The organism is Candidatus Woesearchaeota archaeon, assembly GCA_018303425.1.
GTDB lineage: Archaea > Nanobdellota > Nanobdellia > Woesearchaeales > JAGVYF01 > JAGVYF01.
This window is the reverse complement of sequence record JAGVYF010000007.1, coordinates 1-22935: the sequence shown is the minus strand read 5'-3', so window position 1 is coordinate 22935 and position 22935 is coordinate 1. Positions and strand designations below refer to the sequence as shown.

Genomic DNA, 22935 nt, shown 5'->3' with positions numbered 1-22935 from the left:
AATAATTATTTTATTATTTGTGTCATCAATATTATCCGGTTGCGAGAAAGGACCATACAAGCCAGAAGGTACTATTGGCGTTCAAGAATTATTAGAAAAACCGGTATATGCTGAAGAAATTAGATTATATGGTCAAGTTACTATGAAAGGTGTTATTGATGAAGGTTGTTTTGAGGTCACTTACGTTGGCAAAAACATTAGAATTTGTTCTGAATTAACTGATAATTTTAACAATGGAGATAGAGTTACTATAACCGGAAAATATAATCAGAGCAACCAATTTACAGCTAATAAAATTGAACTTACTCCAAAAGAAAATTAATATTTTTTATTTAATTCCTGGTGAGAATAATCTGGTTTAACTCCGCCAAAAATTTCAGGATTTTGTTTATAATAATGGTTGCCAACAGCTGTTAAAAATCGGGATTGGAGTTGTCTATTTGCCATCGTCCATTTAACTGGCGGAAGTTTAAATATTATGCCTAATGCGGCTCTAAGTACACCGTACTGCCATAAATGATAATTGTCAAAGATTAAGTTTTGCAAAGTGTTAGAGTCAATTGCCTGCAAAACTGCCCTTTCAAATGTATCCATTGGTACAAAATTAGTTTCTTTCCTTCTCTCCATCTTTAGAGATTTTGGAGGACAAAATCTTGTGCAAACTCCGCAACCAATACATCTATCAAAATCAATTTTCGCAAATGTTTTGCTTCCTTCCGAAGTATGAGGATCTCTTGGCTCTTTAACTAAAGTTATAGCATTAACTGGACATTTTTTTACGCACATACCACAAGCAGTACACTTGTCAATAGTATTCTCTGCATACCAGTTGGTTTCAATCCTAGGGTTATAACCTAACTTTTTATATGCAATTAGCGCTTCACAACAGCAACCGCAGCAGTTACAAATCCAGCTGAAATCATTTTGCATGTTACTGCCAATCTGAACTAAACCTTCATCCCTGCATTTCTTTACCATATCTAATGCTTCTTGTTTTGTAAGTGGTTTGGCAACATTGCTTTTGCATAAACTTCTTCCAACCGCTCCAAATGACATGCAAACATTCATGCTTGCTTTGCACACTTTACCTAAATGTTCCATCTTATGTCTGCAATAACAAATACCGGCCGCCCAGAAATCAGAATTTTCAATATATTTTGTTACTTTTTCATAATCGAGTATAATATCTTTATCCTTTGGCTGGATAGTATCTTCATGCACATATGTTCTCCCAATTGCAGGATATAACGCAAAAACTCTTTTACCAAAATCGTCTTCAACATTAAGGTATTGATGATAAAGTTCAGATAAAAGCTGTTTATCAAATTTGCCACCCATTTTCATTATTGAAAATTCAAAAAAGCCAGCCATTGGTGGCGCAAGCGCGTAAACTTTTTCCTCCCTATCTTTAGCAAGATCGATTAAAATGGCTTTATCGGCAAGTCCATCAAGCACTTTTTTAGCTTTTACTTCGGGAAGGTTCCAAATCTTCATCGCCTTTTCAATTGTAAAAGGCCTTATTGGTAATTTTGAAACTAACTCTGCCTCTTTCTCAGTAAATAAATGCTCCAAAATTTTGAATAAAGTTTCAGAATCTGGCGCGCCTTGCGGCGCTTTATCTAATCTTGCTTGTAAACTTAAATAGTTTTTTGAAGTGATATGCCCCATTTTAATTAAGGAGAATTTCTCTATTTAAAAATCTTGCCTTCTATTTGGCTAATATGAAACCCTCATAATTCTGATGAATATCAGAATTATTTTTTCACTCATCCGTAACATTCTATCAATATTAAATGCTATTACTCTGCTATAAATATCAACTCTTTGTAGTTTATCCTTATGAGATTTTACATTACTGCCAAACCTTCTTTTAATCATACTATTTAGCGTTTCAATCTTGTTCCTTTGTAGATATTCACCATAGTCAAAAACGTCATAAGTTTCCTTTCTATACCTTCCACTACGTCGCCACTTAGGAACATTTAAATTTTTTTGTAAGATTAAGGGATATGCATTAAGAGTTTCAAAACATAATTCAAAAATTTCCTCGAAATCATATCCTCTATCTCCATAAAGTATCTCTGGATTGTAATGTTCTGCAAGCTTTTTAATCATTGGTTTGGCATCTTTTGTATCGTGTCTTGCCCGTTTTCTCATTTTAACCAGTAAGATAAAATAGTTTTCAATATCGACTATAAATGTTGTTTTCATAAATGGTCTTTTCTTTGCGGGTTTTCCAATTCGTTTGCAATAGTGCAGGCTTGCATTGTCAAGACTAATACCAGTTCCATCAATTGCTACTTTTTTAGGGTCTGGTATTAGTCCTTTGAATGCTAATACCAATTTGTCAAAGATTTTGCAAGGTAATCTTTGAGCAAATTTAATCAAAGTTGTGTAATGCGGAATCTTATTCATGCCCAAATATGCTTTAAATTCTTTATTGCTAGCTATATCAGTAAGCAATTCCTCATAAGTAAATCTACGAAATTGCTTGTATATTAACATAAAAAGATGTTGAAACTGCGAATATAGCTTATTTGAGAATTTTGAAGCATAAAGCGGTAATTCTGCGATTTTAAAGAGTTCATAGCATAAATCCGAAACTTTTTTATACTTATTTTGTATTATTTTCATTGAATATCACCTCGTCGACAAAACTGTCTTAATCAACATTTTATAGACGACGGTGATATTTATAATTTTCTAATTTAGAATGAGGGTTTCATATTAGCCCTTCTATTTATTTGGACACATAATGACTACATTGGAATAATTAAATTCACCATAACCATTAAAAAGTAGATATATTCTCAAGAAGATAATGGAACTTTTGGCGCCAGTCGGAAATAGAGAAATGCTTGTTGCAGCAATTGAAGCAGGCTGCAATAGTGTTTACTTCGGCGTTAAAGAATTAAATATGCGTAAAAATGCTAAAAGTTTTGAATTAAATGAGTTAAAAAAAATTGTTAAGTATTGCCATTCGAATAATGTAAAAGCCTATTTAACCGTTAACACAATTATATTTGAAAATGAACATGATAAAGTTCGTAAAATATTAAAAAGCGCTAAAAGCGCTGGTGTTAATGCTATAATCTGCTGGGACCATGCTGTAATTAGATTATGCAATGAATTAGGATTAGAAATACACTTATCAACACAGGCATCAGTTGCTAATTTTGAAACAGTAAAATTTTATGCAGATTTAGGCGTTAAAAGAATCGTGCTTGCCCGCGAACTATCCTTAAAACAAATTAAAAAAATTTCTGAAAAGATTAAATCTGATAAATTATATGTTAAAATCGAATGTTTTGGACACGGGGCTATGTGCGTTGCAATATCTGGAAGATGTTTCATGTCACAATTTTTGTTTTGTAAATCTGCAAATCGCGGCGATTGCCTGCAGCCATGCAGAAGAGCTTATAAAATTATAGACTTTGAAACAGGGGATGAGTTAAAAATAGATAATAACTATGTAATGTCTGCCAAAGATCTTTGCACTGTCGAATTTCTGGACAGACTAAAAAATGCAGGAATATCTGCGCTAAAAATAGAAGGGCGCTCCAGAAGTCCTGAATATGTGAAAACCGTTGTTGAAGTTTACCGCGAAGCTCTAGATAAACTGGATTCGCAGCAGAAATTGAGTGATGAATCAAGACAGAAACTTATTACTAAATTAAAAACGGTTTATAATAGAAAATTCTCAACAGGTTTTTACATGGGATTACCAACTGCAAAAGATTTTACAGATTTATATGGCAGTGGAGCTACTGAAAAAAAGAGATATATTGGATTAATAAAAAATTATTTTAAAAAAGTGAATGTTGCAGAAATTAATGTTGAATCTGAATCTTTAAACGTTGGCGACAGGTTAATGGTAATTGGCCCAACAACCGGAGTTAAAGAACAGATAATCAAATCAATGGAAATCAATAACCGGCAAATCTCTAAAATCGAAAAAGGGAAAAATGCAGGCATCAGACTTGATTTTATTGCAAGAGTTAATGACAAGGTTTTTATTATTAAAAAGGAATAAACGATTTTTGATCAGTTGGATCTCTTAACAATTTTTGCGGCTAATTTATTAAGAACTTTTTTTACTGCTTTTTTAACTGTTTTAGGTTTTGCAGGTTTTTTTGTTACTTTAGCTTTTTTAACTTTTTTTACGGCTTTTTTCTTTTTAGGTTTTTTGATAGTTTTGGATTTTGCTTCTTTTTTAATTTTAGCTTTCTTTGCAGAAACTTTTTCTTTTTCAGCCTTTACAGATTTCACTGGGAGAGGCGCAAGTTCTATTTTTAAGAAATCCTCAACTTCGATAATTTTTTTCTTAATATCCTCAATATCTTTAGCATTATCATGCTGTTCAATTATTGAACCGCATTCAGGACATTTGAACTCAAAGTTCATTGCCCTCTCAAAATCTAATCTGATGCATTCTTGGGGACAATTAAAAAATTGCGCAGATTGTTCTCTTTCTAATCTTTCAATTAAACCATGCAATCTTTGTTTCTGTAATTTTATAGTTAAAAATCTAATCTCTTTAGGATTAAATGTCCAATAATAAATATACCATCCTTTCTGCCTATCTTTTTTTCTGATGAAATTTACAAGGTTTTGATCAAGAAGCCTATAAAGCATATTTCGGGTAATATTTATTTGCTCTTTCAGCATTTCAGCTATCTTAAACTCTGAAACGTTTTTTTTATCTTTTATTGCAAATATTAAGGGGACAGTGTCTTCTCCGGCCACTGAACTTACAACTTCGTGGATTAATTTATCAGTTATCCTCATTTTGCAGCTCTCTTAGTTTACCAATTAATCCGTCATATTCTGCTTTTAATCCTTTATAATAAGATAATTTGCCTGGATTAATTTGATCCCTATTAATATCCCATTCCAAAGTCGTTAAAATAGGTTTAACTTCAGCAATTCTTATTTTTATTCCTTCCATTTCTTGATTCATGGTATTGTATTTTAGACTATTTTTCTATACCTCATTTTTGCCAGAAAATATTTTATTAATATTCGTTTTGGCGATATGGGTTTATAAATGTTTTGTTAATTAGTACACAATACTCTATATTAGATACTATAAAATGACAAACTTTATAAAAGAGACACCACTTTGAAGTAGTAATCTATAGATTAATATAATAGATAACGGAGGATGTTATAATGAAAGCGCTAAAAACAATTTTATTCATGGCTTTGGCTATGATATTTTTAAGTGTTAGTATAAGTGCTATAACCCTTAATAATGTTGCATTAACTGCAAATGAAGGTACAGCCATATCTTCAGAATTAGAGGCAGCAACAAATATTATAGGTACTGCAACTTATGCTTTAACTGGTTTACCAGCGGGTGCTACTTTTAATACGGCAACCAGGAGATTTACTTGGACCCCTGATTACAATGATGCAGTAAATAGTCCATATACAATGACTTATACTGTAATAGATGATATGGGAACTCCAGCAAACCCATTAGACGATCTAACAGATTCAACAGATTTTGTGCTTATTGTATCTGATTTTCAACCTTTAAGCATCACACAAGATGTTTTACTTGGTGGAAGCAACCAATACAGAAGCAACCCTGAAGCTGACGATTTAGACAGGAAAGCAGTTTACACTGAAAGGCAATTCACAATTACTAACAATGGTGATTTAGACATAACTGGCGTTACATTAACTGCTTTAAAGGATACAGCTTACAGCTATACCTATGATATCAGCTTTACAAATGCGCCTAATGGCATTACTTTAGCTGCTGATCAATCAGTTACAGTAACGATTAAAGGTTATGTTCCTAAAAATTTACCTTCATTCTTCCCAACAAGGGCAGACTCTGAAGATAGAAGAAACTTATTGGGCACATTAACCCTTGCATCAACAAATGCAGATGTTGCTAATGTTGTTTCAAATTTCTACATGGAAGCAGAAAACAACTTGCAATTTGACAGACTTTATGTTTATGTTGGAAGTGAAAATGAAAAAATAACTTCAAATGATGAAAAAATCAAAGACATAAAACCAAATGATGAAGTTGAAATCCAGGTTAGAGTTGAAAACAAGTATGACAATGGTGACAATGCAAACCTTGACATTGAAGACATCGAATTTACTGCTGTAATTAATGATAATGATCTAGATGTTGACGAAGACATAGACTTTGGTGATTTAGGCGCTGAAGAAGTTAGTGATGATGAAACAATTACATTTTTAATTAATCCAGCAGATGTTGAAGAAGGCACTTATGTTTTAACATTAACACTTTTTGGTGAAGATGAAAATGGTGCAAAAATGGGTCTTAAATACAAAGTAGATTTAGAGGTTGAGCAAGACTCTCATGAAGTAATAGTTACTGACTTAGAATTAACCCCTGAAACTGCCGTTTGTAAAACTTCAGCTTCATTAGAATTTACCTTATTAAACATAGGTAATAAAAATGAAGAAGAAATTGCATTCAAAGTAGAAGCGCCGGAACTTAACTTGTACAAGAGCGGTTACGACATAGAACTTGATTCAAGAGACGATGAAACAAAAACGGTTTTAATTCCTTTAAATGATGTTAAAACTGGTGATTATGACATTGAAATAACAACTTACTATGATAGGAATGAACTTACAGACTCTAAAACCGCAGTACTGCATGTTGAAGGATGTAATCCAGTAGTTGAAGAAGAAGTAGTAGTAGTTGAACCTAATACCGGTCTTGAGGACATCACTGGCAGAACACCAGCTGTAACAGTTATTCCTGAATTGGAAAGCTTTGATACAATACAGGACACCACAGGATATATGGTATTGTTAGGCGGATTGGTTATTGTTTTAACAATTGTTTTAATTTTGTTATTGATCAAGTTTGTCTTTTAACTAAGGCATAACTTTTTTATTTTTTTATTTTTCTTTACTAATTAATATTTATAGTAAATTACACCGAAAGACAGTAATTATTTGATTATCTCAGTCTTAAATTTATAATAATTAGAATTTAAATCGGTAATATTTAATTTCTCATGCAATAACTCTAAAACTTCTTCTTTTGTTTTAGCTAAATTAGGAAGAAGTATCGCTTCGCCCTGGTAACTAACAATCATAATAGCATCGTCGAGTTCAAAACCCAAGCCTATAAATTGTATTGGTTTAGATAGCAAATATATTTCAATCTGCAAATTTCTTAGCTCCATTTCTGTTACAGGGGGGAATTGCGGATCATTGAACGCAGCAGCTTTAGCTGCCTGTGGTAAAGATTTCCATAACGGCAAAGAGGTTTCAGGAAATCCAAATGCGCCTCTTTCTACACCTTTCTCTTTTAAAATCACATATACGCCAAAATCATGATTATATGAAGATTTGAAACTAACCGGTATAGTTAACTTTTGGTTACTAAGTTCAAACTCTATAGCTGACCTAGCCAACTGTAATAATTCATGCATAATAAGAAATAAGAATTTAAAGTTTAAAAATGTTGTTTAAAATCAGAAAGCTTTTCTAAAACTTGCAAGTTCTTTCTGCAGATTTTTAGCGGCTATTTCAAGAACTTTTTTTGGTTCTTTACCTTTAGTTTCAATAATAAATTCAGGTTCACCAATTAAAGGGTGTTCAATTTTATAACTTGCAATGCTTACTTCTTTTTCATTCAATAGCATATCTTTTAATGCATTACAAAATGTATGATTTTCACCTTTAAGTTCAAAAACTATCTTGTTTTTTGATTCTTCTATTACTCTGATTTCCATATGTTGTTAGATTTAGGGTTTTATTTATAAAAGTTACTATTCTTTTTACAATAATTTTTCAAATTCCCAAAATTAAAAGATAAATCTAGTTTATAAAAACAATTATTCTGGAAAGTATATAAAAAATAAAAAAGGTTTATTTCTTTCTTTTAACGAGTTTTTTTACCCAGAAGATTAGTAATAATGCTGCTGCGTAAGGGACTGCCCAGAATACTAACGTAAGTAAGTTGTTAAAACTGTCAACTAATTGTCTTGCTAGAGCTGATAATTTAACTAGAGCAATGTCTGCATACTCTGAACGCTCTTCATTCATTGAAAAGTATACTGACGAATATTCAACACGTTTGTTAATGTTGTTAATAGCATCTTCAAGATACTTAATAGTACGTTCTTGGTTATAGATTCTATCATTAATATTGATCTTATCTTCAATTTTTGTAGCTTCATTATACATCTCTTGATATCTTTGAAGTCTGCCTTTCTCAGCATCAAGTTCTGTTTTTAGATCTGTGTATGTTCCAGTTACATCTTCAGTATTTTCATTGAAAGATTTAACTTCGCCAATTTGTTTTAACTGTGAAACAACTGCATCAAACTTTGAAGATTCAATTTTGATTTGATAATAGCCATTATAATATTCTTTCCACCCTAATTCATACTTATTAATATTTTCATTCAGCAAGAATGAACCGCTTGATTTAATAATTTCTCTCACTTTTTGTTCGTTTATTTCAAATGTGCCAAATTCAATTTCAGTATTCAAGTTTGCGGATTTTGTAATAACCCTATCTTCAATTTCAGGTTTAAAATCTTCTGATAGTATTGGATAATAAGAACCAGGATAAGAAGAACCAACCATTTTATTCATGCTTTCTCCAACTGCATAACCAATATCATTCGGTATGCCTTGGATTGTTCCAAGCATATTATAATTGCCAATATTTAAAATTGTTGGCAAGAAGAATAAAACTGCTAATACTAAAATGATTAACCAATTTTCTTTGACTGTGTTTAATTGTTTTTTTAATGCCATACTAATAACCTCCTAATAATTGAGAATATTAAGAATAAGAATATTTTTAATATATAAATTCTTTGTTTAAGCTACAATTTAAATTAAAGTCTTTATAAACTTAATAAGAAAATTAAATTAAAAATTAGTATCAATTGCATTGTATTTTTTAAGATAAATAAAATCAAAGCTTTTGCTTAAAATATCATTCTTAGTTTCATTAAACTCTGCTAACTTTTTTAATTATAGCGCTTGCGCTTTAAATACCAAAAACCAACTTTAATTTTCTTAACATTTTGTTTGTGAAATTTCATAGTCGGTTTAAGAGAAAATTCAAATTCAATAATTTCCTTGACACTAAAATTATTGTCTTTAGCAAATTTTTCAATAAATTGCTTAGATTCAATTTTATGTAATGAATAGATATTATTAGCAATTTTCATTGCCTGCTCAAGAAAAACCCGGTCAGCATGCTCATTTTGAACACCAAAAGGTGGGTTCATTATAACTGTGTCAACTTGCGTATTAAAATCTTTAATATCAGAATTTACATACTCAATTGGTAACTCTCCATACCTTTCTTCAAGTTTAGCTTGATTTTGTTTACATATTTCAATAGCGCCTGAATCTTTTTCTACTAAAATGATTTGATATGGTTCAAGTAAAGCTGCCCCCAAACCTATAATTCCGGTTCCGGAACCTAAATCGGCAACAGATGTCATGTTATTATCCATATAACACTTCCAAAGCATAGATGCAACAATTTCGGAATCTGTTTGATATTGTTCAAGATTGACATCCGGATTAGAAAATCCACGGAGTTTGAATAATTCTATCCCCAACTGTGCTTTTGATTTTACCATCCGTTTTACGGATTTTAAGGTTTATTTAATCCTTGTGGTAAAATATATATTCCGAAATACGGAAAAATTTAAATAGTATGTAATTATATGTAATAGTAAGTAGTAGTATGAAACAGTGCAGGGCTCGATGCCTTGTAAGCCAAACTATTACATACGCCAAATTGCTAAACATTGCCAGGACCATGTCCTGGTATTTTAGCAACTTTTTTTAAAGAGGTAATTAATGGCAAAAGAACGGATCACTATAACTATTGATAAAGAGCTACTGAAATGGCTTGATAAAAAAGTAGATGATAGAGTTTTTGCTAATCGCAGCCATGGGCTAGAATTCTTAATCCAACAACAAGTAAATTTTGAAAAAAAGAATAAAGAGAGGGGAGTATATTGAAATTCTACCAATCTAATATTGAATCATTATATAAAAAATTTCAATCATCATCAGAAGGTATTTCTAATAAAAGAGCAAAAATTGCATTAGCGCATTATGGCAAAAATGAGATTAAAAGAACTAAACAAACCTCTCCGCTAAAAATCTTTCTTTCACAATTTAACTCCTTCATAGTTTATATTTTAATCGGAGCATTTTTAATCTCTTTAATTCTAGCTTTTTTATATGAAAATCAGACAGACAAATTTGATAGTTATGTTGATGCAGCCGTCATTGGAATAATATTATTACTCAACGCAATACTCGGATTTTTTCAAGAATACAAAGCTGAAAAGTCAATTGAAGCATTAAAAAAATTAACAGGATTGCAGGCTAATGTATTAAGGGAAGGAATAGCTACAAAAATAGATGCTTCATTACTAGTGCCCGGAGATGTAATATTGCTTGAGACCGGAGAAAAAATACCTGCAGATTCACGGATAATGGAAGCAATTTCGCTCGAAGCTCAAGAAGGCACTTTAACTGGAGAATCAACACCCGTTAAAAAAATAAGTGAAATGCTAAAAACTGATCTGGAAATCGCAGACCAGAAAAATATGATATTTTCAGGAACAATACTTACTAGGGGTAGAGGAAAAGCAATTGTTTGCGCAACGGGAAAATCCACACAAATCGGTAAAATTGCGCAATTGATTGAGAACCAGGAAATAACTCGAACCCCTCTTCAAGATAAACTTAAACAATTAGGGAAATGGATGGGGATATTGGTACTCGCAGTCGTAGCTATTGTATTTATTATAGGTGTTTTAAAAGGCACGCCATTAGAAGAAATGTTTATAACAGCTATTGCTTTAGCAGTTGCAGCTGTACCGGAAGGGCTTGCAGCAGTCGTAACGATTTCTTTAGCGCTGGGTGTGCAAAGAATGATTAAAAAAAATGTCTTAATCAGAAAACTTCCTTCTGTAGAAACTTTGGGTTCAACCACTGTGATTTGTTCAGACAAAACAGGCACATTAACTAAAAATGAAATGACTGTGCAAAAAATATATGCGAATAATGAAGAAATAGATGTAACAGGCATAGGGTATGATCAAGACGGAAAGTTTTCGTCAAACCCTGAAAATTTTAAATTATTGCTTAAATGCGGAGTTTTGTGCAATGACGCAATATTAAACGGGGGAGTGCTAGGAGACCCCACTGAAGGTGCATTAATTGTTTCTGCCGCAAAAGCAGGCATTATAAAAAGCAAGTTAGACAAGAAATATGCCCGCATAAGTGAAATTCCATTTGACTCTGAAAGAAAAATGATGAGCACCACCCATAAAGAAAATGGCAAAGATATAATGTACACAAAAGGCGCACCTGAAAATGTGGTTAACAAGTGTTCAAGAATAATGGTCAATGGAGATATTAGAAAACTAACAGGTGATGACAGGCTTAATATTGAAAAACATAACAAACATTTTGCAAATAAGGCTTTGCGTGTATTAGGGTTCGCATTTAAAGAAGTAAATGGAAACTATAATGAAGAAGATTTAATTTTTATAGGATTGCAGGCAATGATTGATCCCCCGCGTGAAGAAGTAAAAATTGCAATCGAAAAATGCAAAAAAGCAGGTATAAAAGTTGTAATGATCACGGGGGACCACATAGATACGGCAATTGCAATAGCAAGAGAACTCAATATTGAAGGCAAAGCTGTAACCGGCATGGATTTAGAAAATACTGCAAATCTTGAAAAAGAAGTTGAACACATAGGGGTGTATGCCAGAGTTAACCCCGAACATAAATTTAGAATCGTAAAAGCTTTACAAACACACGGACATGTAGTTGCGATGACAGGGGATGGCGTAAATGATGCTCCGGCATTGAAACGCGCAGAAATAGGCATTGCAATGGGAATTGCAGGCACAGATGTTGCAAAAGAAGCCTCGGAGATGATATTGACAGATGACAATTTTAATTCAATTGTAAATGCTGTGGAAGAAGGGCGGGGCATCTATAATAATATCAAAAAGTTTGTATTTTATCTTGTTTCTTCCAATCTGGGAGAAGTCTTAACAATATTTTTAGCAATGATTATCGGGTTTTATGACGAAACAGGCAGGATAATTGTGCCGTTAGTGGCAGTGCAAATTTTATGGATTAATTTGCTTACGGACGGACTGCCTGCGCTTGCGCTGGGGATTGATGAGCCAGATTCAAATATTATGGAAAAAAAACCAAGATCTAAAAATGAACATCTTATGACAACATACAACATCATTACAATGACATCAATTGCATTGTTGATGATGATAATTACATTAACAATATTCAATAAATCAAACCCTTCAATCAACGCAAAATATGCCCAAACTATGGCATTTACTACTTTAATGATGCTCCAAATGTTTAATGTTCTTAATTCAACATCAGAAAATGAATCTATCTTTAAAAAAGGAATTTTTTCAAATCGTTGGTTATGGGTCGCTATAATATGTTCAATAAGTTTGCAATTAGCAATAATTTATATACCAATTATGGCTAAATTATTTAAAGTTGTAAAATTAACTTTTAATGATTGGATATTTATTACTTTAGCATCATCATCAGTATTAGTGCTTGCTGAAATAATAAAGTTAATAATGAGAAAACACTCAACTAAACATAATATAATAAAAAATGGCGCATAATTTAGAAAAAGAAAACAGTTGGGGATTAAGCTGGTACATTGCAGGAAGCACTTTGATTTTTCTATTGCTTTTAGAGTTTATAACGAGCAGTTTTTCCGAAACAAGCATATTAATAAGGCTGTTTATTATTGCCGCAATTGCAATGTTTGTAATCGTCCAGTCAGCAAACTACGCGGTTACTGCAATATCGCATTATGCAAAACAAACTGGAATTTCGGATTATTTAATAGGTTTTGTTGTCGTGTCAATAGGCACAGCTTTCCCAGATATTAGCACTTCAATTTTTGCTTCACTTGCAGGTAAAGGCGATTTAGTATTAGGGAGCGTTGTTGGGGCATGCATCCTGAATATGTCCTTAATTATTGGATTGATGGCAATAATCGGAGGCAAGCTAAAATTTGACAAATCTATACAAAAAACCGTTGCTATCATTTTAGCAATGATGGTATTTGCTGTTGGCCTGGGAATAGACGGAAAATATTCCAGAATTGACGGAATAATACTATTAATTGGAGTGACAGGTTATTTAATTGTAATGATACTAAAAGAAGGCAAAACTGGAAAAATAAAGGAGAGCGTAAAATTTAAAAATATATGGAAAGATATTGTTGTTTTCGGCGGGACGTTAACTGCATTATTATTGAGCGCGCGATGGCTGGTATACGCCGCAAGTGAAATTGCAACAAAACTTAATGTGCCAAACTATTCCATAGGCTTAATTTTAGTTGCGCTTGGAACTACAACACCTGAATTAATTGTAGGGATAAAATCGGTATTAGAAGGAGTTACTGAAATAGGGATAGGAAATTTAATTGGAGGAATAGTGATTAATTATTTTTTAGTTTTGGGAATAGGCGCAACAATGGCCCCAATTATATTTGATATAACAACTTTCTTGATAGGAGGAGGGGTATTGCTGTTTACAACTGCGCTGATACTCTTGTTTACTAATTATAAAGAAATTACAAAAAAACATGGATTTTTATTGGTTGGAATATATATCCTATTTTTAATTGTGCAGATAAAGGTGATGAGAAATGTACCAATCAATTAAATGGAATTTGAAAGATTTAATTAAAAATCCTAAAGATATTGATAAAATACTTAATAAAACCAGATTATTAGTTAAAAAAGTAGAAACTTATAAAAAAAAATTAAACCCCTTTCTCAGTGAAAAAGATTTTATCTCAATTATCAAATTAATAGAAGAAATTAAAGAAAATTCTTCGTTAGTTTCTCAATTTCCTAGTTTATGGACGTCTGCTGACGTTAAATCTCAAGAAGCAAAAGCATTAGAATCCAAGATTGATGATATTTTAACTGGGTTTGACAATAAATTAATTTTCTTTTCATTGTGGTGGAAAGATCTAGATACAAAGAATGCAAAAAGGTTAATGAAGAATGCAGAGGAATACAGATATTATTTAAAATTAAGCCGGCAGTTAAAACCATATACATTAACTGAGGCGGAAGAAAAAATAATTAACATTAAAGACTCAACTGGTTCAGGTACTCTTGTGGACCTGTATGAAATGCTGAAAACAGGATTCAAGTATAGATTCGAAGGTAAAAATCAGACTGAAAGTGAATTGAGTATATATGTTAGAAATAAAAATCCTAAAAAGAGAGAACTTGCGTATAAACTATTGCTTGAAAAATACAAAGAATATGATTCTGAGTTAGGATATATTTATCAAACCGTTATAAGAGATTACAAAAACGAGTGCATCACTTTAAGAGGTTATAAATCCCCCTTAACTGTTAGAAATATTTCAAATGACCTTCCAGATAATATAATTGATACATTATTAAAAGTTTGTAAAAAAAATGTAACTATTTTCCAAAAATATTTTAAGTTGAAGGCAAAATTAATGAAACTTAAAAAAATGAACAGGTACCATCTCTATGCTCCTGCCGGAAAAGCTGAGCGTAAGTACGGGTTTGATGAGGCAGTAATCCTTACTCTTGACTCTTACAAAAAGTTTAGCCCTGAAATTGAAAAATTAATTAGAAAAGTCCTTGATGAAAAACATCTGGACTCTGAATTAAGACTTACAAAAAAAAGCGGCGCATTTTGTGCAAGCATAAGACCAAAGGATACGCCCTATGTTTTAATGAATTATACTGGCACTGCAAGAGACGTAGCAACACTTGCCCATGAATTAGGACATGCAGCGCATTCAATGCTGGCATCTTCACAGAACATATTTGCATTTCATCCAGTTTTACCTCTTGCTGAAACTGCATCAGTTTTTGGAGAAATGTTATTAAGCGAAAGTTTAATTGAACATGAAACAAATAGATCTATAAAAATCCATATGTTATGTTCAAAATTAGACGATATATATGCAACTATCGCAAGACAAATATTTTTTACAATTTTTGAGAAAGATGCGCATGAAGCAGTTGCCAACGGCGCCACTGTTAAAGAATTATGCGAAATTTATTTAAAAAACTTAAAAGAGCAATTTGGAAATGCTGTAAATGTACCAAAAGACTTTAAATATGAATGGTTATACGTCCCGCATATTTTCTTTTCTCCATTCTATTGTTATGCATATGCCTTTGGAAATTTAATGGTATTTGCGCTTTATGAAATGTACAAGAAAGAAGGAAAATCATTTATTCCTAAATATATCCGAATGTTATCTCAGGGGGGTTCAATGCCCCCAATAAAGATTCTTCATGAACTCGGGATTAATCCTGCATCTGAAAAATTCTGGCAGCAGGGGTTTGATTATGTTGCTCAACAAGTTGATGAACTTGAAAAATTGATTAAGTAAATCCACTTGCCGAAAAAATACAAAAAGGTCTGCCTAACACCAAGATTTATAAATAAAACTGCGTATATAGGCTGTATGCCCCTAGATTATTATAATGAACTATTTTGTATCCTGAAAAAAGAAAAACCAGACAAGAATAAGCTATCTAAATTAAAAAATCAATTATGTAAAAAATATGGTTTAAAAAGGCCGCCAACTGATACAGAAATACTAATGCATGCTGCTAATAAAGATATTCCTAAACTAAAAATTCTGCAAAATAAACCAACGCGCACAATGTCGGGAGTATCAGTTATAGCTATTATGTCCCGGCCAGAGAAATGCCCGCATGGCGCATGTATAATGTGTCCTAGCAATGTTTCCAAAGGCATCCCGCAATCTTATACTGGGAAAGAACCTGCTGCAATGAGGGCATTGCGAAATTGTTTTGATTCATATTTACAAGTATTTAACAGGCTGGAACAGTATATTGCAACAGGACACAATTTTGATAAAATTGAATTGATAATAATGGGGGGCACATTCCCAAGTTTTAACTTTAATTACCAAAAAAACTTTGTGATGTATGCTTTGAAAGCAATGAACGATTTTTCTGCGCTGTTTATCAAAAGAGGTAAAGTTGATTATTTAGAGTTTAAACAGTTTTTTGAACTTCCGGGAAATATAGGCTCAAAAGAAAGGATTGAAAGTGTTCATAAAAAAATATTAAAACTGAAGGGTCGCAGCACACTTATTAAAGAACAGAAACAAAATGAAAAAGCGTTTGTGCGTTGTATCGGCATGACTGTAGAAACAAGATCGGATTATGGCAAACTTAAACATGGTAATAGGATGCTCAGCCTGGGCGTTACGCGAGTTGAAATAGGAATACAGTCAGTTTATGACTCTGCTTTAAAATATATTAACCGCGGACATACTGTGGCTGATAATATTGAATCTATTCGCGCATTAAAAGATTTGGGATTTAAATTAAACTTTCATTATATGCCGGGTTTACCCGGACTTAATCCAAAAAAGGATTTTTCAGGTATGGCGTCATTGTTTAGCAACTCTGATTATAGGCCGGATATGTTAAAAATTTATCCCTGCATGGTAATGCCGGAAACTAAATTATATAATTTATGGAAAGCTAATAAATTTAAACCATTAACAACTTCAGAAGCAGCTCTGCTTATTGCCAAATTTAAAAGATATGTTCCGGAATATTGCAGAATTATGAGAGTGCAGCGCGATATTCCCACTTATATGACTTCTGCCGGAGTGGATAAAACTAACCTGCGGCAATATGTTGCTTCCATCATGGAGGAGAATAACATTAAGTGCAGATGTATAAGGTGCAGGCAGCCTAATGGAAAAATTTCTGGCCATGTTAAAATTAATATTAAAGAATATGACGCATCCCATGGCAAAGAATTTTTTATATCCGCAGATATAGGAGATTGTTTATTGGGTTTTTGCAGGCTTAGATTTCCTTCCCAATCATTGCGCTGTGAAATTACTTCAGGCGCCGGTTTAATTAGGGAATTGCATATATATGGCGAAGCAATTAAAATTGGTGATAAAGGTAAAGTTCAACATAAGGGGCTAGGATTAAAATTAATGAAAACTGCAGAAAAAATAATTAAATCTTATGGACGAAACAAAGTAGTAGTTATATCCGGTATTGGTGCGCGCCAGTATTATATTAAAAAATTAGGGTATAAAAAAGAAGGTCCTTATGTAATTAAAATGGTATAACCAAATTCCCCTCATAATTAGATGCACGAATTAGCGTCTAAAATCTGTTCAACCCTGAAATCAAATATCTTTGCAGCCAGGAGGGTGATTTATTAAGTTATTTCTGGACCCTGCTGTTAAAATGAGTTGAACAAATAATCAGTGTTCTTATTATTTAATTGGGACACTTAAGCAGTTATTATTCAGCAAGTTTATATAGAAGATTTAGTTTTTAAGTTATATGTCAAAAATAGAAAACACTAAATATTATTCAAAGTGTGTTGGCAATCTTTGTAGAGGTTGTAATATGTGCGTACAGGGTAAAAAATTAGTTATGTTTGTTACAGGCATTTGTGGCCAAGATTGTTATTATTGTCCACTTTCTACGGAAAAAAAGAATAAAGACAAAGTTTGGGCCAATGAACGGCCTATCCTTGAAGATTCTGAATTACTCGCTGAATGCAATAGTATGCGCGCCCGCGGTTGCGGAATTACGGGGGGAGACCCTTTATCAAAGCTTGATAGGACAATACATTATATTGAATTGTTAAAAAAAGAGTATGGACAACATTTTCATATACATCTTTATACACCATTGCTGCTTTTGACACATAAAACGATGGTTAAATTATATAAAGCTGGACTGGATGAAATAAGATTTCATCCAGAATTTGATAAACCCAATGAATGGGTTAAAATTGAACAGGCCATAGACTTTGGCTGGGATGTTGGTGTTGAAATCCCGGTAGTGCCTGGCAAAGAAAAAGAGATAAAACAAATGATAGATTACCTAGATGGAAAAATTAAATTTTTGAATTTGAACGAACTTGAAATTTCAGAAACAAACTCTGCTGAGCTTGGAAGAAGAGATTTGGCAGTAAAAGATGATGTCTCCTACGGAATATCTGGAAGCGAAGAACTTGCAATAAGACTATTAAAATATTGCAGTGATAAAAAGTTAATTGTACATTATTGCACATCTAAATTAAAGGATAAAGTTCAACTTTCTAACAGGATAAAACGAACGGCCAAAACTGTAAAGAGAAAATTTGATATTGTAACCCCGGAAGGCACATTAGTTAGGGGCGCTATATTTTTAAGAGAACTTAGGCCTGGCGCAGGATATAGAAAAAAGATTCAAGAAGCCAATAAAGAGGAAATATTAAAAAAGCTAAAAATACTTAAAGAAAAAATTCAAAAAAAGTATAACATAAGGGATGATATGCTCGAAATTGATTCTTTAAAGCTAAGAATCATTACTGGCCCCAGGCTTGTGAAGATTTTTAAGCAGTATACAAGAGCAATTGTTGAGGAATATCCTACATATGACCAAATGGAAGTTGAGCTTAGGTTTTTACCGGTTAAAATTGAATAAGATGAACAAAAATAATGCATTTGTTAAATGGTATATGATAATCACGTTGCCGTTAATTTTATTATTTTCAAGTTTTTATTACTGGATGTATAACGATGCATATTTTCAAAATCAATTTGAAAAATTTGATGTCTATTCTGGTTTTGACTTAACTAAAGAAGAACTTAATATTAAGAATAGTGAACTGATTTACTATCTGAAAGATGGTTCTAATTTAATTGAAGACAATTTTTATAATCGGGCAGAAAAAGAGCATCTTCGCGACGTCAGGGTATTAATGCAGGGGGGAACTAACCTATTAATTTTCCTTGCAGTTATGTGGTTAACTGGAATCTTCATTGTAAAAAATGATTTTTACGCGCTGTTAATGAAGGGCTCTTTATTATCTATAATTTTATTTGGAGCAATATTATTACTTATACCTTTATTTGAGACTGCATTTATATATTTCCATCAAATTTTTTTTAAAGCAGGCACATGGATGTTTGATCCTGCTGTAAGCAATATGAAACGAATGTTTCCGGACGAATTTTTTTTTGCAATTGTAAAAAATATCTTTTTAACATTCGGAGGTTTATCACTTACAGGTCTATTTTATTCATGGAAATGCATGCCTAAGAAACTTGTTAAGTGATTTTTTCTAAAACAATCTTTGACATTAAACAGGTATTGTTGTGCTGGCAAGGCCTAATGTTAAACTCGTAGCCATTTTGAAATTTTTGATTTGCAATATCAAACGGACATTGAATAATCTTACCGCCGATAAAATAATTAGCAAACCTGCATTTTGTATCAGGCAAAGTTTTTGCGCTTTCAAAAACTCCGCGTTTTGAAATATCAATTCTCAGATTCCCGTCATATTTTTTTAAAAAATCATGCACTAATTCCTTATACTTAATAACTGGCATTGTAATCTTTGTATCATCGAAGAATTCTTGTCTCGGATTATCAAGCTCCCTAATGCTAGAAATAAAAAAAGTTTTGCAGTCACAATTTTTTTCAACATAATCCGCGCATTCCACTAATTCTTCTACGGTTGTAATTGCTGAAACCATAAAGTTAGCATCAAACTTTAAATCAGTTTTAGGGATATTTTCCACGCCTTTGTTTTTATTTTTTGAGTATATTGAAACTCTTAACTTTGCATTGCATAAATCTTTTTTTGTTAATTGATTTAGGAAATAACCATTGGTGTAGATTGTGGTCTTTATTTTAAATTTCTCGTTTAGCTTGAGAATTTCCTTTAAATTTGGATGCAAAAATGGTTCCCCCCCCAATAAATTAATCTGTTTTCCGCCTTTTCGGATAAACTCAACTAAAACGGTTCTGTATTCTTCCAAAGATATGTGCTGCTTATCTTCCATCATGTTTCTGGCAAAACATCCTGAACAGTTTAAATTACATCGGTTTGTAATAAAAACTTGGAGAGTGTTTCTCCTCTCCAATTCAAGTTCATTATATTTGTGCCAAGGAAATTTCATTTTGCTTACCTATAAAATTTAGAAGGATTTTGTTGAATCAGCTTATAAGCATTTTCAAATCCGCAGGCAGATTTTAAATCATTTAATGTTGCCTTAAGCCTATCCTGTTCTGCCCAACTATAAACTCTGCCATCTTCCATAATTATTGTTTGTGTTGATTCCGGAACAATTCCACCCTTAATAATCTGCTCAATTGATCTCGGATTATTTCCCTGAAAAAAATTACCTTCAGAATCAATCCTGCCAACAAGGCCCAATCTGTAGCTTTTAACATCAATTAAATAATTCAACCCTACATTATCTCTATCCATTCCTTCTACTATCATTCTTTTCATAATATATCACCTTTGAATAACTTAATCAAAAAAGAAATGATTAACCTTTGGTTTAATTAAAAATAAACCAAAAGGTTTATAATTTAATCAAATTATTATTTTTGATGGCATTTGAAATTCTAATCCCTGATCTTGAAAATAAACCCAAAACAAGCAAAGATGCAGTTATTAACATTTTAACAAATAAATGGTCGCTTAGCTTGCGAGAGATTTATTATGCAATAAAAAAGGAGTATAATTATTCAGGAAGTTATCAATCAGTATATAAGGCTGTAAAAGAATTAACTGAATTATCAGTATTAAAATCAAAAGAGAGAAAATATGAGATAAATATCGCATGGGTCAAAAAAGTCCAATCATTTACAGACATTGTTGAAACTAATTATTATACAAAACAAAGACTGCAGAGATTTGGGCTAAAAGAAGCAAACTCGGGTAAGGAGATAATGATTCTTAACTTTGAAACTATATTTGACGCTGAAAAATATCTTTATTATTTTATGAAAAATTATCTAACCAAAAAGAAAAATGATATAATTTGTTGCAAAGTAAGCCACGAGTGGAAATCAATATATTATTTAAGAGCAGAATATAATTATTACAAAAAATTATTAGAGAGAGGACACAGGTTTTATTTTATGTTTAAAGGAAATTCATTGCTTGAAAAGAATGCTAAAGAATTCTATAAAAAAATGGGTTTAAACGTGCAAAACCTTAAAGAATATCTGCCGAATGATACGCTCGTATTTGGGGATTATTTTATCCAGTTATTTATCCCGGAAAAGTTAAAGCTTGCAATGGGCAAAGCCTTAGAAAAAGGTGATAAACTTAACTTATTAAAAAATGTTTTAGAAAAACCTAGTTCAATAAAACTTATCCTCAATAAAGATAATAGTTTAGCTGATGAAATAAAGAACCAGGTTCTCAAAAATTTTAAGGCACTATTACGTTAATCTTATACGCAGGCAAACCCCCGTATTGTAAATTATCAGAAGTAACTTTCACATTTAATACATAATTGCCTGAAACTGCTGTTGCAGGCACTTCAACCCCGATACCCACAGTTTTAATTTCGCCAGCCCCAAGTGTAAAATCCCTGGAGTTCGGTTTAAAATACAGGAATCCTGCTCCTTCCGGCCTTATACCTGAATCTTCAACCACCATTGAAAAGTCAGATTGTTCATTTCTCGAATTAAGAACTCTAACTGTAAAAATCTTAAAAGAACCCCTTGTAATTGTTTTTCTTGCAGTGCCTAGACATACTTGCTGAGTTCCACAAGTTATTAATTCTACTTGTTTATCGAGTTGGTCAAATGCCATGCTTTCGAGTTTTGAAGCCTGGCTAAATAATTCATATATAAAACTAATAGAATAACCAAAAATGACTAATGCTAAAATTAAAAGAACAAAAAATTGAATTGATAATTCCATCCCTTTTTTTGTTATCATATTTCTAAAAATGATATTCTTTAATTAATAGCCAAACAAATATTGTTAATAATATTATACCTGCAATAAGATAGTTTAAACCTTCACTTACAATGCCTGTACTTGTCATCTTATAAAGACCAAATGTCATAATACCAAAACCTAGCCATAATACCTTATCAAGCACTAAAAGCAATATTTCAAATTGATGTTCTTGGGCTAATCTTTTTTTCATTATAACCACCTATGATATAACATTTAGGTAAAAATCTGTACTTGGCAGGTTACTTTCATCTGAACTTGCTTCCATTGTCAATGTACAGATATAGTTTCCTTCAGGAACGTCCTCAACAGTTAAGACTGCCTTATATCCTTGACTTTCACTTGGAGCGACAGAATCTTTTTTAAGTGAAACTAAAGTGATAGTCCCATCAGCTGTGTCATCTGTTAATGTTATACATTCATCGAGTATTGGCTTAACGTTAGTTGCTGAAGCTGGACCTTTATTATAAAAACCAATATTAACGTTCTTGTTTGAATTTAATTTAACTTCTAACTCCCTTGGCACAACTAAAGGGTTAGATGAAGTCGGCTTCTCTGCTAGATCTACGACATCAATGTACCCCCCAATTTTATCAGCTGCTCCCCCGACTAAAGTCTGGATAAATGTTAATCCAAGACCCAATAATGTAATTGCTAAAACAATAATTACTATAGTATTAACAGATAATGATAAATCTCCTTTCTTATTCATATTATATTCACCTCAATATATATCTAAATTAAATATTTTGTATATATAAAGGTTTTCATTGGCGAGTTCTGTTTCGAAAAGAATAAAAGTGTATACTGCCATAGTTTTTTTGGTGAAAAACATGAACAAATATACACAAAATGAAATTATTTCTCAAGTTAATAAAGTTTACAATAAATTACAACTAAGTTTGCATCATAACTGGCGTGGACCTAAACTTTATAATCCACATCAAATGAATTTATAGCATTGACTGAAAAACTAAATAAAATTAAAACAATTAGAATAATAAAACGATATAACCTCGCCTATCCCACCATTCGCTTCGCTCATTCCACAGCAAGCTGTGGGGTATTACGGCGAGGTAAATTCAAAAATAGTTAATT

At 32.1% G+C, this 22935-nt stretch carries 24 protein-coding genes; 11 read left to right on the top strand and 13 right to left on the bottom strand.

The genetic code is table 11. The features are described from left to right. On the top strand, positions 1–322 hold a 322-nt coding region (locus J4418_01845; GenBank protein ID MBS3112801.1), incomplete at its 5' end, for a hypothetical protein. Here the strand turns inward: J4418_01845 and J4418_01840 are convergent. Both J4418_01840 and J4418_01835 read right to left on the bottom strand, forming a co-directional pair. Further along, positions 319–1668, bottom strand: coding sequence for a 4Fe-4S binding protein (locus tag J4418_01840; GenBank protein MBS3112800.1), 1350 nt, complete (start codon positions 1666–1668; stop codon positions 319–321). The genes J4418_01845 and J4418_01840 overlap by 4 nt on opposite strands. Positions 1669–1716: 48 nt before the next feature. Further along, positions 1717–2634, bottom strand: a complete 918-nt coding sequence (locus J4418_01835; GenBank protein ID MBS3112799.1) for an IS5 family transposase — start codon at positions 2632–2634, stop codon at positions 1717–1719. Between the two features lie 187 nt (positions 2635–2821). Here J4418_01835 and J4418_01830 point away from each other — a divergent pair, with 187 nt between their 5' ends. Next, complete coding sequence (locus J4418_01830; protein ID MBS3112798.1) at positions 2822–4033, top strand: U32 family peptidase; 1212 nt, start codon at positions 2822–2824, stop codon at positions 4031–4033. An 11-nt stretch (positions 4034–4044) separates the two neighbouring features. On the opposite strand, the gene J4418_01825 is transcribed toward J4418_01830, so the two are convergent. Together J4418_01825 and J4418_01820 are read right to left on the bottom strand one after the other, a co-directional pair. Continuing rightward, positions 4045–4788, bottom strand: a complete 744-nt coding sequence (locus J4418_01825) for a hypothetical protein (GenBank protein MBS3112797.1) — start codon at positions 4786–4788, stop codon at positions 4045–4047. Further along, a complete protein-coding gene (locus J4418_01820; GenBank protein ID MBS3112796.1) occupies positions 4775–4960 on the bottom strand; it encodes a hypothetical protein in 186 nt (61 codons plus the stop codon). Before J4418_01820 ends, J4418_01825 begins: the two co-directional genes overlap by 14 nt. A 212-nt stretch (positions 4961–5172) precedes the next feature. On the opposite strand from J4418_01820, the gene J4418_01815 reads away from it, so the two are divergent. Beyond that, on the top strand, positions 5173–6873 hold the full coding sequence (locus tag J4418_01815; GenBank protein ID MBS3112795.1) for a putative Ig domain-containing protein: 1701 nt from the start codon (positions 5173–5175) through the stop codon (positions 6871–6873). A 77-nt stretch (positions 6874–6950) separates the two neighbouring features. Here the strand turns inward: J4418_01815 and J4418_01810 are convergent, their stop codons facing one another. From J4418_01810 to J4418_01795, 4 genes are all read right to left on the bottom strand, one after another. Next, positions 6951–7436, bottom strand: a complete 486-nt coding sequence (locus tag J4418_01810; GenBank protein MBS3112794.1) for an AMMECR1 domain-containing protein — start codon at positions 7434–7436, stop codon at positions 6951–6953. Between the two features lie 42 nt (positions 7437–7478). Further along, positions 7479–7739, bottom strand: coding sequence for a DNA-directed RNA polymerase subunit L (locus J4418_01805; protein ID MBS3112793.1), 261 nt, complete (start codon positions 7737–7739; stop codon positions 7479–7481). 136 nt (positions 7740–7875) lie between these two features. After that, positions 7876–8772 carry a DUF4349 domain-containing protein gene (locus J4418_01800; protein ID MBS3112792.1) on the bottom strand — a complete coding sequence of 299 codons (897 nt, stop codon included), beginning with the start codon at positions 8770–8772 and terminating at the stop codon, positions 7876–7878. 218 nt (positions 8773–8990) lie between these two features. After that, complete coding sequence (locus J4418_01795; protein ID MBS3112791.1) at positions 8991–9614, bottom strand: methyltransferase; 624 nt, start codon at positions 9612–9614, stop codon at positions 8991–8993. 223 nt (positions 9615–9837) lie between these two features. Here J4418_01795 and J4418_01790 point away from each other — a divergent pair, with 223 nt between their 5' ends. From J4418_01790 to J4418_01760, 7 genes are all read left to right on the top strand, one after another. Continuing rightward, the gene (locus tag J4418_01790) at positions 9838–10002 is read left to right on the top strand and encodes a hypothetical protein (GenBank protein ID MBS3112790.1); all 165 of its coding nucleotides are present in this window, start codon (positions 9838–9840) and stop codon (positions 10000–10002) included. Beyond that, entirely contained in the window at positions 9999–12677 is a 2679-nt protein-coding gene (locus tag J4418_01785) for a calcium-translocating P-type ATPase, SERCA-type (GenBank protein MBS3112789.1), read from the top strand. The genes J4418_01790 and J4418_01785 overlap by 4 nt, the downstream gene beginning before the upstream one ends. Then, the gene (locus J4418_01780) at positions 12667–13731 is read left to right on the top strand and encodes a sodium:calcium antiporter (protein MBS3112788.1); all 1065 of its coding nucleotides are present in this window, start codon (positions 12667–12669) and stop codon (positions 13729–13731) included. Before J4418_01785 ends, J4418_01780 begins: the two co-directional genes overlap by 11 nt. Further along, positions 13715–15460 (top strand): M3 family oligoendopeptidase, encoded by a 1746-nt coding sequence (locus tag J4418_01775; protein ID MBS3112787.1) that lies wholly within the window; start codon positions 13715–13717, stop codon positions 15458–15460. The genes J4418_01780 and J4418_01775 overlap by 17 nt, the downstream gene beginning before the upstream one ends. A 75-nt stretch (positions 15461–15535) precedes the next feature. Next, complete coding sequence (locus tag J4418_01770) at positions 15536–17197, top strand: tRNA uridine(34) 5-carboxymethylaminomethyl modification radical SAM/GNAT enzyme Elp3 (GenBank protein MBS3112786.1); 1662 nt, start codon at positions 15536–15538, stop codon at positions 17195–17197. 220 nt (positions 17198–17417) lie between these two features. Continuing rightward, complete coding sequence (locus J4418_01765; GenBank protein MBS3112785.1) at positions 17418–18551, top strand: radical SAM protein; 1134 nt, start codon at positions 17418–17420, stop codon at positions 18549–18551. Position 18552: 1 nt separating this feature from the next. Continuing rightward, on the top strand, positions 18553–19185 hold the full coding sequence (locus tag J4418_01760) for a DUF1461 domain-containing protein (protein ID MBS3112784.1): 633 nt from the start codon (positions 18553–18555) through the stop codon (positions 19183–19185). Here J4418_01760 and J4418_01755 read toward each other — a convergent pair. Both J4418_01755 and J4418_01750 read right to left on the bottom strand, forming a co-directional pair. Beyond that, positions 19178–20032, bottom strand: coding sequence for a radical SAM protein (locus tag J4418_01755; protein MBS3112783.1), 855 nt, complete (start codon positions 20030–20032; stop codon positions 19178–19180). The two genes, J4418_01760 and J4418_01755, sit on opposite strands and share 8 nt — an antisense overlap. A 5-nt stretch (positions 20033–20037) precedes the next feature. After that, positions 20038–20367, bottom strand: a complete 330-nt coding sequence (locus tag J4418_01750; protein MBS3112782.1) for a hypothetical protein — start codon at positions 20365–20367, stop codon at positions 20038–20040. 104 nt (positions 20368–20471) lie between these two features. Between J4418_01750 and J4418_01745 the strand changes: the two genes are divergently transcribed. Beyond that, the gene (locus J4418_01745; protein ID MBS3112781.1) at positions 20472–21320 is read left to right on the top strand and encodes a hypothetical protein; all 849 of its coding nucleotides are present in this window, start codon (positions 20472–20474) and stop codon (positions 21318–21320) included. Here J4418_01745 and J4418_01740 read toward each other — a convergent pair. From J4418_01740 to J4418_01730, 3 genes are read right to left on the bottom strand one after another with little or no spacing between them, the layout of a single operon-like run. After that, positions 21301–21816, bottom strand: a complete 516-nt coding sequence (locus J4418_01740; GenBank protein MBS3112780.1) for a hypothetical protein — start codon at positions 21814–21816, stop codon at positions 21301–21303. The two genes, J4418_01745 and J4418_01740, sit on opposite strands and share 20 nt — an antisense overlap. A gap of 4 nt (positions 21817–21820) precedes the next feature. Further along, positions 21821–22030, bottom strand: coding sequence for a hypothetical protein (locus tag J4418_01735; protein MBS3112779.1), 210 nt, complete (start codon positions 22028–22030; stop codon positions 21821–21823). Between the two features lie 9 nt (positions 22031–22039). Next, positions 22040–22549 (bottom strand): hypothetical protein, encoded by a 510-nt coding sequence (locus J4418_01730; protein ID MBS3112778.1) that lies wholly within the window; start codon positions 22547–22549, stop codon positions 22040–22042. Positions 22550–22935: the final 386 nt, after the last annotated feature.